This is a genomic window from Aeromonas sp. ASNIH2, from assembly GCF_002934795.1.
GTDB classification, from domain to species: domain Bacteria; phylum Pseudomonadota; class Gammaproteobacteria; order Enterobacterales; family Aeromonadaceae; genus Aeromonas; species Aeromonas caviae.
Genome location: NZ_CP026406.1, coordinates 2260838 through 2275071, shown reverse-complemented (window position 1 = coordinate 2275071; position 14234 = coordinate 2260838). Strand labels below are relative to the sequence as shown.

The window sequence follows — 14234 nt, the reverse complement described above, 5'->3', positions numbered from 1 at the left end:
CGAATCGAGGGGGCAGGATAACCAACATCTGAGTTGATGATTTTGATCTGCATGGGCAGAGGGGGCATTTGCCCGCTCCGCCCCCTCAGCCTTAAACCCCGTTATTTGCGGCTGTGGAACAGCGGCTGGTCGGATTCTGCCTGCTCGGCCCAGAAGTGGATGTTGAAGCGGGCATCCTCCGACAGCTCGACCCTGTGCCAGTACTGGGGCGGGCTGGTGGCAAACTCCCCGGCCCGGATCACCAGGCTCACCTCGGGCTCCTCGGCCTGTTCGTCGGCAAAGCCGTGATAGGTGACGGTGCCCTCCATCACGCAGAGCTGGCCGAACACCCCGGCCGCGGTGTTGTGGTGGGTGAGCAGGGCCTGGGGCACATTCTGGCGGGTGAAGAAGGGGGTGGAGCGGCGCACCACCCAGTGAGATGGAATCAGTTGCATGGCCATATCAATTCTCCTCGAGTGGCCGGGTCAGCCCGGCCTTCGGCTATTAATGGTTCAACGGGGCAGCTGACGCAGCAGCGGGAAGGCGGCGCTCATCTGGTCGCCCCCCACCACGAAGCCGCACAGCTCGCCGGCTTGGTCGCGCGCCTCGGCCACCATGCCGTGGCTGTTCCAGCGGCACTGCCAGGCGAGATCTTCACCCCGGGTACGACCCGCCAGTTGCAGCGGGTAGCGCGGCGTCTTCACCTTCACCAGCATGGGCGGCAGGGCCAGCAGGGTCGGTGTGCCGAGCAGGGTGCGCGCCAGCGCATTGGCCCCCAGCACGATGGGTTGCAGGAAGGGGAGCAGCTGACCCTGCCACTGCATGCAATCCCCCAGCGCGAAGATGTGGGGATCGCTGGTCTGCAGCCGATCATCGACCAGGATGCCGCGATCCACCTCCAGCCCGGCCCCCCGGGCCAGGGCCAGATTCGGCCGCAGGCCGATCGCGGCGATCACCAGATCCTGCTCGCTGACGCGCCCGTCACTCAGGGTGACGCGCCAGCCATCCCCCGGCTGGGCATCTATCCTGGCGAGACCTGTCCCGAACTGCAGGCTGACCCCCTGGCTGCGCAGCGCCTGTTGCAGCGGCTGGGTCAGGGCGGCGGGCAGCAGGGCGCTTAAGGGGCTGTCGGCCAGATCCACCAGCGTCACCTCTTTTCCTGCGCTCGCCATGTCCATCGCCAGCTCGCAGCCGATGAGCCCAGCCCCCAGCACCAGGATGCGGCGGGCCTGGCGCAGTTGCGCCTCGATGGCGGCGTACTCCTGCTGGCTGTTGAGGGTGACCAGGTGTTCGCTGCCCGGCAGATCGGGGCGCACCGCGCTCGCCCCGGTGGCCAGCACCAGCTTGCCGTAGGGGAATTCCCCCTGCTCGGTCAGCACCAACCGCCGGGCTGGATCGATGCCGAGCACCGGGCTGTGGGGCAGCAGCGCGATGCGCTGCTGCTCGGCAAAGTCGCTGCCGCTAAGACGGGTCATGGCTGCGGCGGCGCAGCCCCGGCTCACCACATGGCTCAAGTCCGGCTTGTTGTACTCGTCGCCGCTGTCGGCGGTGATGAGGCGGATGGGCTGATCCCAGTCCAGCTTGCGCAGGCTCTTGACCAGCTGCTGGGCAGCGAAGCCGCTGCCGATCACCACTATCTCCCGGCTGATGCCAGCGTCAGTTTGAATTGCTGCGCTCATACACAGGCCTCCACGGCGCAGGGTTCGAATACCTCCTTGCCGATGCCGCAACCCGGGCAGAGGAAGCTCTCCGGTACCTGGGCCCAGGGGGTGCCCGGTGCCACCAGCTGATCCGGCTCCCCCAGCGCCGGGTCATAGACCCACTGGCAGACGGTGCAGAGCATGGCCTGGTCGTCATCCCATTCGGCGGCAGCCGGAGTGGCTTGCGTGGTCTTGGCTGGCACGGATACTGGCGTCACGGTTGCCTGGGTTGTGGTGATCGGGCGGGGCGCCTCCAGCGGATGCAGCGCCCACTGGCGGGCGAGTTGGCGACCGTGTTCGCGGCATTCGGCCAGCGCCGAGCCATCCGGCCGCCACTTGGCCTTGAGGGAGATGCTGATATCGAAACCCGCATCCATCAGGCGAGTCTGGATCCGGTCCACCGCACCGCCGGTCCAGCCGTAGCTGCCGAAGGCCGAGGCACGCTTGTTGCGAAAACGCAGGCCGGTGATCTCTTCGAGCATACCCGCCACCTTGGGCATCATGACGTTGTTCATGGTGGAGGAGCCCACCAGTATCCCCTTGGAGCGGAACACCTGGGTCAGGATCTCGTTCTTGTCGTGGCGGGCCACGTTGTAGATCTTCACTGCCACGCCCGGGTCCACCTCGTGGATGCCCTGGGCGATGGCGTCGGCCATCATGCGGGTGTTGTTGGACATGGAGTCGTAGAAGAGGGTGATGCGGTCTTCCTGATAGTGGTCGGCCCACTCCAGGTATTTCAGGATGATCTGGGTGGGGTCCTCGCGCCAGACGATGCCGTGGGAGGTGGCCACCATGCTCACCGGCAGGTTGAAGCCCAGCACCTCCTTGATCTTGGCGGTCACCAGCGGGCTGAAGGGGGTAAGGATGTTGGCGTAGTAGCGCTGGCACTGCTCCATCAGCTCGGTCTGGTCCACCTCGTCGTTGAACAGGTGCTCGTCGCAGTAGTGCTGGCCGAAGGCGTCGTTGGAGAAGAGCACCGCATCTTCGGTCATGTAGGTCATCATGCTGTCGGGCCAGTGCAGCATGGGGGTCTCGATGAACACCAGCTGCTTGCCGTTGCCGATGTCCAGGCTGTCACCGGTTTTGACCGGGTGGAAGTTCCACTCCGGGTGGTGATGATGGCCGGTGATGGAGTCGATGGCGTTGTGGGTGCAATAGATGGGGGTGCCTGGGATGCGGGCCATCAGCTCGGTCAGGGCGCCAGCGTGATCCTCCTCGGCGTGGTTGATCACCACGTAGTCGATGGCGGCGAGATCGATCTCGGCCGCCAGGTTCTGCACGAACTCGCGGCTGAACTTGTGATCGACGGTATCGATCAGCACGTTTTTCCCTTCGCGGATGAGGTAGCTGTTGTAGCTGGTGCCCTTGTGGGTCTTGTACTCGGTGCCGTGGAAGTCGCGTACCTCCCAGTCCCGTTGGCCGACCCAGTGGATGTTGTTCTTGACGTGAATGCTCATCAGGCAGTTCCTCGAATGCAATAGTGGATGTTCAACTGAACCAGCTATTGCAGCGGACGTGCCAAAATGTAACTCGTTGTTTTTAATGGTTTCGCATATCACTCGTTGTCATTAAGACACCACACCTTTATAGTCAAAATCACAAATACACTGTCATTTGGACAATTATCGTGATCTCGACCGACAGCCTGGCGCGCATCGCCCTCGACCTGCAACTCGGCATCTCTCATCAGGACCGCTTCCACCGCCTGATCCAGAGCGTGCGCAGCCTGCTGAAATCGGATGCCTCGGCCCTGCTGCGCTACGAGGGGGGCCAGTTCATCCCGCTCGCCATCGACGGCCTGATGCAGGACGTGCTGGGGCGCCGCTTCGCCCTCAAGGATCACCCGCGCCTCGAGGCCATCGCCCGCGCCGGGGATGTGGTGCGCTTCCCTGCCGACAGCAGCCTGCCCGACCCCTATGACGGCCTGCTGCCGGATCACGACGACTTCAAGGTGCACGCCTGTGTCGGTCTGCCGCTGTTCTCGGATCAGGCGCTGATCGGCGCCCTGACCATAGACGGCATGAACCCGACCCAGTTCGACGGCATCAGCGACGAGGAACTGCGTCTGGTGGGGGCCCTGGCCGCCGCCGCCCTCGACAACGCCCTGCTGCTGGAGCGGCTCGCCCGCCAAAGCAGCGAGCCCCTGGCCGGCACCCGGCCCGGCCCCGAGCAGCCGGAGATGATAGGGCACTCCCCCGCCATGGCCCGGTTGCGCCACGAGATAGACGTGGTGGCAAGCTCCGAGCTGAACGTGCTGATTTTGGGGGAGACCGGGGTCGGCAAGGAGCTGATCGCCAAGGCGGTGCATGGCGGCTCACCCCGCGCCCATGCCCCCCTGGTCTACCTCAACTGCGCCGCCCTGCCCGAATCCGTGGCCGAGAGCGAGCTGTTCGGCCACGTGAAGGGGGCCTTCACCGGCGCCATCCACAACCGGGCGGGCAAGTTCGAGCTGGCGGACAAGGGCACCCTGTTTCTCGACGAGATAGGGGAGCTGTCGCTTGCGCTGCAGGCCAAGCTGCTGCGGGTGCTGCAATACGGCGATCTGCAGCGGATCGGTGACGACACCCCGCTCAAAGTGAATGTGCGCATCCTGGCGGCCACCAACCGGGATCTGAAACAGGCGGTGGTCGAGGGGGCCTTCCGGGCCGACCTCTACCACCGGCTGAGCGTGTTCCCGATCCACGCCCCTACACTGCGGGAACGCCCAGGCGACATTCCCCTGCTGGCCGGTTACTTTTGCGAGCGCTGCCGGCTCGGCCTGGGGCTGGAGCAGCTGCGTATCCAGCCACAGGCGCTGCAACTGCTCGAGCGCCACGACTGGCCCGGCAACGTGCGGGAGCTGGAGCACGCCATCCACCGCGCCGCCGTGCTGGCCAGGGCCGAACAGGGGAGCCCCTCGCCGACCCTGGAACCCCACCACTTCAACCTGGGGCCGACGGGCCCATCCCTGCCCGCCGACACCGTCAGCCAGCCCGCCTCTCCGGCCATTGCCGGCCTGGGCCTTCGCGCCGCCACCGATCTGTTCCAGCGCCAGCTCATCGAGCAGACCCTGACGGCCCATGACGGCAACTGGGCCGCCACCGCCCGGGCGCTGGATCTGGATGGCGGCAACCTGCACCGCCTCGCCAGGCGGCTCGGCCTCAAGGCCTGACGCCCCAGATACGAGAGGAGCCCAAAAACAGAAACCCCCTCGCTGGCGAGGGGGTTTCTTGTTCATGGCACCCGTGGCGCCGTCAGCGCAGGGACTTGACCGAGCGGCGGACGATGAGCTCGGGCTGCACCGTCATGGACTCCACTTCCAGCTCCTTGTTACGGATCCGGCTCACCAGTTGCTGCACCGCCAGCAGACCGAGCTCGGCCTTGGGGTGGCGGATGGTGGTGAGCGGCGGGCTGGAGAAGCGCGCCATCTCCACGTCGTCATAGCCGATCATGGAGATATCGTCCGGCACCTTGACCCCGGCCTCCCAGGCGGCGCAGATGGCACCGATGGCCATGGGATCGTCGAAGGCAAAGACCGCGGTCGGGCGAGGGGTGAGGGCCAGGATGCGCTGCATGGCATCGAAGCCGCTCTGGCTCTCGTAGTCCCCTTCGAAGATCTGCTCTTCTTTCAGGGTCATCCCCTGTTCAGCCAGGGCATCGCGCACCCCGTCCAGCCGTTGCTGGGTAGTCGGCTTGGCGAGATGGCCGGTGATGCAGACGATGTTGGTGTGGCCCTGCTCCAGCAGATGGCGCACCGCCAGACGCGCGCCGATGCGGGCGTTGTCGTTGATCACGTTGGCGAAATCGCACTCGTTGCCCCAGTCCAGCACCACCTGCGGCACCTTCTTGTGGATACGCAGCATGTCCCTGAACTGGGTGTCGATATCGGTCCCCAGCACCAGCAGACCGTCCACCCGCTTTTCCATCAGCATGCGCAGATAGTGCTGCTGGCGGGGCGGCTGGTTCTCGGTGTTGCACAGGATCAGGCTGTAACCCTGCTCGAAGCAGTAGGCTTCCACCCCCTGTACCACTTCCGCGAAGAAGGGGTTGGCACTGGTGGTCACCAGCATGCCAATGGTCTTGGTCGAATTGATCTTGAGACTGCGCGCCACCGAGTTGGGCGCGTAGTTCAGCTCTGCCACCGCCTCAAGCACTTTCTGGGTTGCGTCTTCGCTGACCCGACGGGTGTGATTGAGTACATGTGAGACGGTGGAGATGGATACGCCTGCGCGCGAGGCGACATCCTTGATAGTTGCCATCTCTGTCTCCTGAATAACAAAGGCGGAACAGTAGCAGATTTCCCGAATAAAGGCTTGGTTTTAACGGGCACTGCCAGTGAATTATCAATGCTGGCTAATCTATGCGGTCATTTCTTTTTGCGCAAACGGATTTTGGTCAAAATGAGAGCGGACGCAGAATGAAATATCGTCAGTTTTTTACTCTGTAAATTGTCACCATGACAATTTGTTATCTGTATGTTGCACCATCACGGCAACATTAAACTCCAATAAACAACAATAAACTGCGCGTTAGTTTCACAAAACCCCTCTCGCGCCTGCTCCGGTTAGTATCTTTAACATCTTGTTATTGCCCGGCGAGGAATGATAGAACCTTATCTATCGCCGGGCTGGCGGGACACAGGCTCGGAATGACGTGCATAAAATGAAACAATTCACTGATTAAGGGACGAATCAATGCATAACTTCAGCAAAATGGCAGTCAGAGCAGCGGTTTCTTTGGCTCTGTTTGGATCAGTTTCCATGGCCAATGCGGCCGATACCATCAAGATCGGCATCGCCGGCCCCCTGACCGGCCCGGTCGCCCAGTACGGTGACATGCAGTTCACCGGCGGCAAGATGGCGGTCGAGCAGATCAACAAGGCGGGCGGCATCAAGGGCAAGCAGATCGAAGCCGTCATCTATGACGATGCCTGCGATCCCAAACAGGCCGTGGCCATCGCCAACAAGGTGATCAACGACGGCGTCAAGTTCGTGGTCGGCCACCTCTGCTCCGACAACACCCTGCCCGCCTCCGACATCTATGAAGATGAAGGGGTCCTGATGGTCACCCCCGCCTCCACCAACCCCAAGATCACCGAGCGCGGTTACCAGCTGACCCTGCGCACCATCGGTCTGGACAGCGACCAGGGCCCGACCGCCGCCAAGTACATCATCGAGCAGGTCAAACCCCAGCGCGTGGCCGTCATCCACGACAAGAAACAGTACGGTGAAGGCATCGCCTCCAGCGTGAAAGCGGCCCTGGACAAGGCCGGCGTCAAGGTCGTGGCCTATGAGGGCATCACCGCCGGCGACAAGGACTTCTCCGCCCTGATCGCCAAGCTGCAAAAAGAGAACGTGGACTTCGTCTACTACGGCGGCTACCACCCCGAGCTGGGTCTGATCCTGCGCCAGGCTGGCGAAAAGGGTCTGAAGGCCAAGTTCATGGGTCCGGAAGGGGTGGGCAACAAGGACATCTCCGCCATCGGCGGCCCGGCTTCCGAAGGCCTGCTGGTGACCCTGCCGAACAAATACGATCTGGTCCCCGCCAACGCCCCCATCGTGGAAGCGTTCAAGGCCAAGGGTCAGGACTCCTCCGGTCCGTTCGTCTGGACCACCTACGCCGCCATGCAGGCCCTGGCGGCCGGTATCGCCAAGGCGGGCGAGGATGATCCGGCTGCCGTGGCTGCCGCCATCAAGGCCGCACCGATCGACACCGTGATGGGCCCCCTGACCTGGGCACCGAACGGTGATCTGAAAGGCTTCGAATTCGGTGTGTTCCAGTGGCACGCCGACGGTACCTCCACTCAACTCAAATAATCTGCCGGTCGGGGTGACGTGAGTCACCCCTCCTTTCTTTGCGGGCAAGTACACAGGGAACGCGGTATGTCCGAACACCTTCTTTATCTGGTTCAGCAGTTGCTGAACGGATTGACCATAGGCAGCACCTATGCGTTGATCGCCATCGGCTACACCATGGTCTACGGCATCATCGGCATGATCAACTTCGCCCACGGCGAGGTCTACATGATCGGCTCCTATGTCGCCTTCATGGTGATGGCCGGGCTCATGATGATGGGCATCGACAGCACCGTGCTGCTGCTGGGGGGCGCCTTCCTGGTCAGCATCATCATCACCGGCAGCTATGGCTGGTCCATAGAACGGGTGGCCTATCGTCCACTGCGGGGCGGCAACCGCCTGATCCCCCTCATCTCCGCCATCGGCATGTCGATCTTCCTGCAGAACATGATGCGGATGGCCCAGGGCTCGCGTGACATCGCCATGCCCACTCTGATCTCCGGGGGCTGGACCCTCGGCGGCGAGGATGGCTTCCAGGCCAGCCTCTCCTACATGCAGCTCATCATCTTCGTGGTGACCTTCGTCACCATGCTGGCGTTGACCCAGTTTATCGGCCGCTCCCGCATGGGGCGTGCCTGCCGTGCCTGTTCCGAAGACATCAAGATGGCCAACCTGCTGGGGATAGACACCCACGTGGTCATCTCCATCACCTTCGTACTGGGGGCCGCCCTGGCCGCCGTCGCGGGGGTGCTGCTCGGCATGTACTACGGTGTCATCAACCCCTATCTCGGCTTCATGGCGGGCTTGAAGGCCTTCACCGCCGCGGTATTGGGCGGCATCGGCAGCATTCCCGGTGCCGTACTGGGCGGCCTGCTGCTCGGCGTGGTGGAAGCGCTCACCGCGGGCTATCTCAGCACCGAGTACAAGGATGTGATGGCCTTTGCCCTGCTCATCTTCGTGTTGCTCTTCATGCCCACCGGCATCCTGGGTCGTCCGGAGGTCGAGAAGGTATGAAAAACCAATCTATGCATGCCCTCGTGCTGCTGTTCATGACCATCACTGGCATTCTCGGCCGTCCGGAAGTGGAGAAAGTCTGATGAAACGTCAATTTATCCATGCCTGCATCGCCAGCCTGGTGCTGCTGGTGCTCTCCTTCTGGCTGCTCGGCTTCAAGCTGGAGACCGATGGCTCCCGCCTGCTGGTGGTGAGCCGCCTCGATGTGTCGCTGGCCTGGCTGCTGGGGGGCGCCACCATCGTCTTCTGGTTCCAGATGCTGCGCGGCCAGATAAGCCGCCTGTTCCAGGCCTCCATCAGCGGCTTCTCCGTCGGCTTCACCAAGCTGGTGCTGCCAAGCCCCGAAGAGGCCCCCAAGCTCTATAACCTCACCGCCGTGCTGGTGCTGCTGTTTGCGGTGAGCTGGCCCTTCATGGCCTCTCGCGGCGCCATCGATCTGGCCACCCTCACCCTGATTTACATCATGCTGGGGCTGGGACTGAACGTGGTGGTGGGCCTCGCCGGTCTGCTCGACCTCGGCTATGTCGGCTTCTATGCGGTCGGCGCCTACAGCTACGCCCTGCTCAACACCTACTTCGGTCTGAGCTTCTGGGAGTGTCTGCCCATCGCAGGTCTGCTGGCGGCCACCTTCGGCTTCCTGCTCGGGTTCCCGGTGCTGCGGCTGCGGGGGGACTACCTGGCCATCGTCACCCTGGGCTTTGGCGAGATCATCCGCATCCTGCTCAACAACATGACCACCCTGACCGGCGGTCCGAACGGGATCTCCGGCATTCCGAAACCGACCCTGGGGGGCCTGGAGTTCAACCGCACCGTCAAGGATGGGGGCTTTGGCACCTTCCACGACTTCTTCGGCATCGCCTACAACGCCAACCACAAGGTGATCTTCCTCTACCTGATGGCCCTGGTGCTGGTAGTGGCGACCCTGTTCGTCATCAACCGCCTGCTGCGCATGCCGCTCGGCCGTGCCTGGGAGGCGCTGCGGGAAGACGAGATCGCCTGCAAGTCCCTGGGGCTCAACCCCACCATCATCAAGCTGACCGCCTTCACCATAGGCGCCTGCTTCGCGGGCTTTGCCGGCAGCTTCTTCGCCTCGCGCCAGGGCTTCATCAGCCCGGAATCCTTCGTCTTTATCGAGTCGGCCATCGTTCTTGCGATTGTGGTGCTGGGGGGCATGGGATCCCAGATCGGGGTGGTGCTGGCGGCCATCGTGATGACGGTGCTGCCGGAGCTCGCCCGCGAGTTCAACGAATATCGCATGCTGATGTTCGGTCTCTTGATGGTATTCATGATGATCTGGCGGCCGCAGGGACTGCTGCCCATGAGTCGACCCCATATGGAGCTGCGTAAATGAGCAACAATCAACCATTGTTGGATGTCTCAGATCTGTCGATGCGCTTTGGCGGCCTGCTCGCGGTCAACGGCGTCAAGCTGGATGTGGAAAAGGGGGAGGTGATCTCCATCATCGGCCCCAACGGGGCGGGCAAGACCACCATCTTCAACTGCCTGACCGGCTTCTATCGCCCGAGTGGCGGTGTCATTCGCTACAAGGGTGAGGAGATCCAGGGGTTGCCCGGCCACCTCATCGCCCGCAAGGGCATAGTGCGGACTTTCCAGCACGTGCGCCTGTTCAAGGAGATGACGGCGGTGGAAAACCTGCTGGTGGCCCAGCACAGGCATCTCAATACCGGCTTCATCGCCGGCCTGTTCAAGACCCCCTCCTTCCGCCGTGCCGAGAAAGAGGGGTTGGAGCAGTCCGCCTTCTGGCTGGAAAAGGTGGGCCTCAAGGATCTCGCCAACCGCGCCGCGGGCAACCTGGCTTACGGCCAGCAGCGCCGCCTCGAGATCGCCCGCTGCATGGCGACCCGGCCCGAACTGCTGATGCTGGATGAACCGGCCGCAGGCCTCAACCCCAAGGAGACCGACGAGCTCAACGAGCTCATCTCCAACCTGAGGGACGAGTTCGGGGTCTCGGTGCTGCTGATCGAGCACGACATGAAGCTGGTGATGGAGATCTCCAACCGCATCTTCGTGGTCAACCAGGGCACCCCGCTGGCCCACGGCAAACCGGACGAAATCCGCAGCAATCCGGCGGTGATCAAGGCCTATCTGGGCGAGTCGTAAGGACAAAAAGATGTTAGAACTTCGCAACGTATCGACCCACTACGGCAAAATTCAGGCGCTGCACGACGTCAGCGTCGAGGTGAAAGAGGGGGAAATCGTCACCCTGATCGGCGCCAACGGCGCCGGCAAGACCACTCTGCTGATGACCCTGTGTGGCGAGCCCAAGCCCAGCAGCGGTTCCATCTGGTTCGAGGGGGAGCAAATAGACTCTCTCACCACCGCCCGCATCATGCGCAAGGACATCGCCGTGGTGCCGGAGGGGCGCCGCATCTTCGCCCGCCTCACGGTGGAGGAGAACCTGCTGATGGGGGCCTTCTTCGTCGACAAGGCGGAGCAGCGCGGCCTGCTGGATCAGATATTTACCTTGTTCCCCCGCCTGCAGGAGCGGCTGGAGCAGCGGGCAGGCACCATGTCCGGCGGCGAGCAGCAGATGCTGGCCATCGGCCGCGCCCTGATGAGCAAGCCGCGCCTGCTGCTGCTTGATGAACCCTCCCTCGGATTGGCGCCCATCGTCATCCAGCAGATCTTCGACACCATAGAGCAACTGCGCCAGAAGGGGATGACCATCTTCCTGGTGGAGCAGAACGCGAACCAGGCGCTCAAGCTGGCGGATCGCGGCTATGTGCTGGAGAACGGCCGGGTGGTGCTGCAAGACACGGGAGAGGCCCTGCTGGCCAACCCCGCCGTCCGCCAGGCCTATCTCGGCGGCTGAGGATGCAGCAACCATCGTCACCCTTCCCCTGCCGCGCTCCCCGAGCCAGGCAGGGGAACAGCCCCCCGCCGAGGAGCACATCGTGAGCCGTGCGCGGGCGACGCAGGATCAGCACCACTTCTGGCACGATCCCGCCCTGCCCTTCATCGAGGCGCGGGCGGTGCAGGATGGCCGGCGCGTCTGCTATGACAAGCACAGCCACCCCCACTTCTCCATCGGCGCCATCACCGGCGGCCACAGCCACTACCTCAACCAGCGCAGCCTGCAAGAGGTCGGCCGCGGCAGCCTGGTGTTGATGAACCCGGAAGAGGTGCACGCCTGCAATCCCGTCGCGGACCAGCCCTGGTCCTATCTGATGTTCTACATCGACAACCTCTGGTTGCAGCGCCAGCAGGAGGAGGCCGGGCTCGGCAACGCGTTTCGCCCCTTCGACATGACCGCAAGCCGGGATCCCCTGCTCTACCAGGGGCTCTGCCGGCTTCATCGGCAACTGGTGGAGGAGCCGGATCCCCTGGCTCGCGAAGTGGCCTGCCACCTCTTCAGCCGCCAGCTTCTGGCCAGGCTCACCCCGGCCAAGTGGGATGACCGCCCTCCCCGGCACCTGCAGCGAGCCGCCGAGCTGATGCAGGACGAGAGTGCCTGCGCCCTCACCCTGGCACAGCTGAGTGCGGTGGCCGGGCTTACCCCTTCCCACTTCGTGCGCGCCTTCAGCCGCCACTACGGCATGACGCCCCACGCCTACCTGCTCGATCAGCGCATTCGCCACGCCCGCACCCTGCTGCGCCAGGGGCAGCCCCTGGCGGAAGTGGCCCTTGCCAGCGGTTTTGCCGATCAGGCCCACTTCCAGCGCCAGTTCAAACGCCGGGTGGCCGCCACCCCGGGCCAGTACAAAGCGCAGCTCGTCCCTCAGGACGAGCGCACCAGATAGGCGGCGCTGAGCAGCAGCAAGAGCGCCATGGCCCGATTGAACCAGCGCAATCGGCGAGGAGAGACCAGCCACCCCTGCAATCGGCTGCCCGCATAGGCCCAGCAGGCGATGGAGCCGAGGCAGATCACCAGATAGATGCCGGTAAAGAGGGCGATCTGGCTCATGCCGCCCGCGATCCCATAGGCTCCCATCCCCATGCTGGCGGCGAGCCAGGCCTTGGGATTGAGCCACTGCATCAAGGCCCCGTACCAGAAAGCGGGGGGCACACCCTCTACTTCCTTCACCTCGCCGCTGTCCACCAGCAACTGCCAGGCCATCCAGCCGAGAAAGAGCACGCCGCCCCAGTGAATGGCCCCCAGCGCCACAGGCCAGCGGGACAGGGCGCCGCCAAGACCCAGCCCCATCAGCAGGAGCAGCAGGATGAAGCCGAGGGTGGCCCCCACCACGTGGCGCAGGCTGGCCGTGAAACCGTACCGGGCGCCGGTGCCAAGGGCGACCAGATTCACCGGCCCCGGGGAGATGGACATGGCCAGGGCAAACCCGGCCATGGATAACAGCAGACTGAATTCCATGGATGATGCTCATTCAATTGAGGGAAGCCCGAGCCTACCCGGCCCGGGCGGCCCGATATTGAAGAAAATTGCGATCCCCTGGATGCCGCCTCCATTGCACACTTAGCGCAAACCGCCGCTTGCGGTAAACTGCCCTTCAACCTTCCATTTTCAGGACATCTCAATGGACCAGTTTGCCCATATCAGCGCCCATGATGCCCACCAGAAGCTGAGCGCAGGCGAAGCCCGTCTCGTGGACATTCGCGATCCCCAATCCTTCGAGACGGCCCACGCAGTCGGCGCCTTCCACCTTACCAACGGCACCCTGGTTCGCTTTATGAACGAGGTGGACTTCGATACCCCTGTCATCGTGATGTGCTATCACGGCAACAGCAGCCAGGGGGCGGCCCAGTACCTGCTGCAACAAGGCTATGACGAGGTCTATAGCCTGGATGGCGGTTTCGAGGCCTGGCGCAGGGAGTTCCCCATCCAGGCGGGGGACGCATGACAGAGGCGGGTCGCTCCTCCTCAACCGGCATGATCCAACTGCTGGTGCTGGGTGACGCCCGCATGGCCCAGGCGCTGGTGGATTATCTCGCTACCCTGGGCATTCCGTGCGAGCTGACCCAGTCAGAGCTTGGCGTCTCGGTCTGGCTGGCAGACGAACGGCGCCTCGCCCAGGCCCAGCAGGAGGTCAAGCGCTTCCTGAGCGAACCCAATCACCCCCGCTACATGGAGGCCTCCTGGCAATCCGGCCATGCCGATGCCCGGATCGACTACAGCAAGGGGATGACGGATCCGGTCACCGATTTCCTCCACCAGGCGGGCCCCCTGACCCTGGTGGTCATCATCGCCTGCCTGGCCATCTACGCTCTGGATGCCATCGGCCTGCCCATCTTCGACGAGCTCGCCTTCCACCCCACCCTGGCCCAGTTCACCGACTGGCAGGCCTGGCGCTACGTCACCCCGGCCTTCATCCACTTCTCGGTGCTGCACCTGGTGTTCAACCTGTTGTGGTGGTGGTATCTCGGTGGCCAGATAGAGCAGCGCCTCGGCAGCGGCAAGCTGTTCATCCTGCTCATCGTCGGGGCTGCCCTGCCCAATATCGCCGAGTTCTTTGTCAGCGGCCCGCGCTTTGGCGGCCTCTCCGGGGTGGTCTATGCCCTGCTCGGCTACAGCTGGCTGCGAACCAGGCTGCAACCGGATTGCGGCCTCGCCATGCCGCCAGCCCTGATGGGCTTCATGCTGGTCTGGCTGGTACTCGGCTTCCTGGACATGCTCGGCACCCCCACCGCCAACATGGCCCATTTGGTCGGCCTGCTGGTCGGCCTTGCCCAGGGCTGGCTGGACAGGCACCACAGGCCGGGGTGAGGCCTGGTTGCCGGCAACGGCTCGGCAACCAAAGCGACCACCAACATGGCTCACCTGGCGGGTCTGCTGGTCGGCCTTGCCCAA

The 14234-nt window shown here is 63.6% G+C and carries 14 protein-coding genes; 9 read left to right on the top strand and 5 right to left on the bottom strand.

The window, feature by feature from the left end; genetic code table 11:
• Positions 1-101: 101 nt before the first annotated feature.
• Genes C3F36_RS10665 through norV form a run of 3 tightly spaced genes read right to left on the bottom strand, consistent with a single transcriptional unit; the run spans position 102 to position 3136 of the window.
• Entirely contained in the window at positions 102-440 is a 339-nt protein-coding gene (locus C3F36_RS10665; RefSeq protein ID WP_041212030.1) for a DUF1971 domain-containing protein, read from the bottom strand.
• A gap of 51 nt (positions 441-491) precedes the next feature.
• A complete protein-coding gene (norW, locus tag C3F36_RS10660; protein WP_104455040.1) occupies positions 492-1658 on the bottom strand; it encodes an NADH:flavorubredoxin reductase NorW in 1167 nt (388 codons plus the stop codon).
• Positions 1655-3136, bottom strand: a complete 1482-nt coding sequence (gene norV, locus C3F36_RS10655) for an anaerobic nitric oxide reductase flavorubredoxin (RefSeq protein WP_104455039.1) — start codon at positions 3134-3136, stop codon at positions 1655-1657. Before norV ends, norW begins: the two co-directional genes overlap by 4 nt.
• 170 nt (positions 3137-3306) lie before the next feature.
• Between norV and norR the strand changes: the two genes are divergently transcribed.
• Positions 3307-4830 (top strand): nitric oxide reductase transcriptional regulator NorR, encoded by a 1524-nt coding sequence (gene norR, locus C3F36_RS10650; RefSeq protein ID WP_104455038.1) that lies wholly within the window; start codon positions 3307-3309, stop codon positions 4828-4830.
• Positions 4831-4912: 82 nt separating this feature from the next.
• Here norR and C3F36_RS10645 read toward each other — a convergent pair whose 3' ends face one another.
• On the bottom strand, positions 4913-5917 hold the full coding sequence (locus C3F36_RS10645) for a substrate-binding domain-containing protein (RefSeq protein WP_042017407.1): 1005 nt from the start codon (positions 5915-5917) through the stop codon (positions 4913-4915).
• A gap of 435 nt (positions 5918-6352) precedes the next feature.
• On the opposite strand from C3F36_RS10645, the gene C3F36_RS10640 reads away from it, so the two are divergent.
• From C3F36_RS10640 to C3F36_RS10615, 6 genes are all read left to right on the top strand, one after another.
• Entirely contained in the window at positions 6353-7474 is a 1122-nt protein-coding gene (locus tag C3F36_RS10640) for a branched-chain amino acid ABC transporter substrate-binding protein (protein ID WP_039041003.1), read from the top strand.
• A 66-nt stretch (positions 7475-7540) separates the two neighbouring features.
• On the top strand, positions 7541-8467 hold the full coding sequence (gene livH / locus C3F36_RS10635; RefSeq protein ID WP_010672383.1) for a high-affinity branched-chain amino acid ABC transporter permease LivH: 927 nt from the start codon (positions 7541-7543) through the stop codon (positions 8465-8467).
• A gap of 82 nt (positions 8468-8549) precedes the next feature.
• Positions 8550-9818: a high-affinity branched-chain amino acid ABC transporter permease LivM gene (locus C3F36_RS10630; RefSeq protein ID WP_039041002.1), complete on the top strand. Its 1269-nt coding sequence runs from the start codon at positions 8550-8552 to the stop codon at positions 9816-9818.
• A complete protein-coding gene (gene livG, locus C3F36_RS10625) occupies positions 9815-10588 on the top strand; it encodes a high-affinity branched-chain amino acid ABC transporter ATP-binding protein LivG (RefSeq protein ID WP_010672381.1) in 774 nt (257 codons plus the stop codon). The genes C3F36_RS10630 and livG overlap by 4 nt, the downstream gene beginning before the upstream one ends.
• Before the next feature lie 10 nt (positions 10589-10598).
• Positions 10599-11300 carry an ABC transporter ATP-binding protein gene (locus tag C3F36_RS10620; RefSeq protein WP_053288910.1) on the top strand — a complete coding sequence of 234 codons (702 nt, stop codon included), beginning with the start codon at positions 10599-10601 and terminating at the stop codon, positions 11298-11300.
• Positions 11301-11382: 82 nt separating this feature from the next.
• The gene (locus C3F36_RS10615; protein ID WP_104452078.1) at positions 11383-12228 is read left to right on the top strand and encodes a helix-turn-helix transcriptional regulator; all 846 of its coding nucleotides are present in this window, start codon (positions 11383-11385) and stop codon (positions 12226-12228) included.
• On the opposite strand, the gene C3F36_RS10610 is transcribed toward C3F36_RS10615, so the two are convergent.
• Positions 12207-12800 carry a LysE family translocator gene (locus C3F36_RS10610; protein ID WP_053288912.1) on the bottom strand — a complete coding sequence of 198 codons (594 nt, stop codon included), beginning with the start codon at positions 12798-12800 and terminating at the stop codon, positions 12207-12209. The two genes, C3F36_RS10615 and C3F36_RS10610, sit on opposite strands and share 22 nt — an antisense overlap.
• A 163-nt stretch (positions 12801-12963) precedes the next feature.
• Between C3F36_RS10610 and glpE the strand changes: the two genes are divergently transcribed.
• A complete protein-coding gene (gene glpE, locus C3F36_RS10605) occupies positions 12964-13287 on the top strand; it encodes a thiosulfate sulfurtransferase GlpE (RefSeq protein ID WP_005307320.1) in 324 nt (107 codons plus the stop codon).
• Between the two features lie 29 nt (positions 13288-13316).
• Positions 13317-14150, top strand: a complete 834-nt coding sequence (glpG, locus tag C3F36_RS10600; protein ID WP_029313427.1) for a rhomboid family intramembrane serine protease GlpG — start codon at positions 13317-13319, stop codon at positions 14148-14150.
• Positions 14151-14234 lie beyond the last annotated feature (84 nt).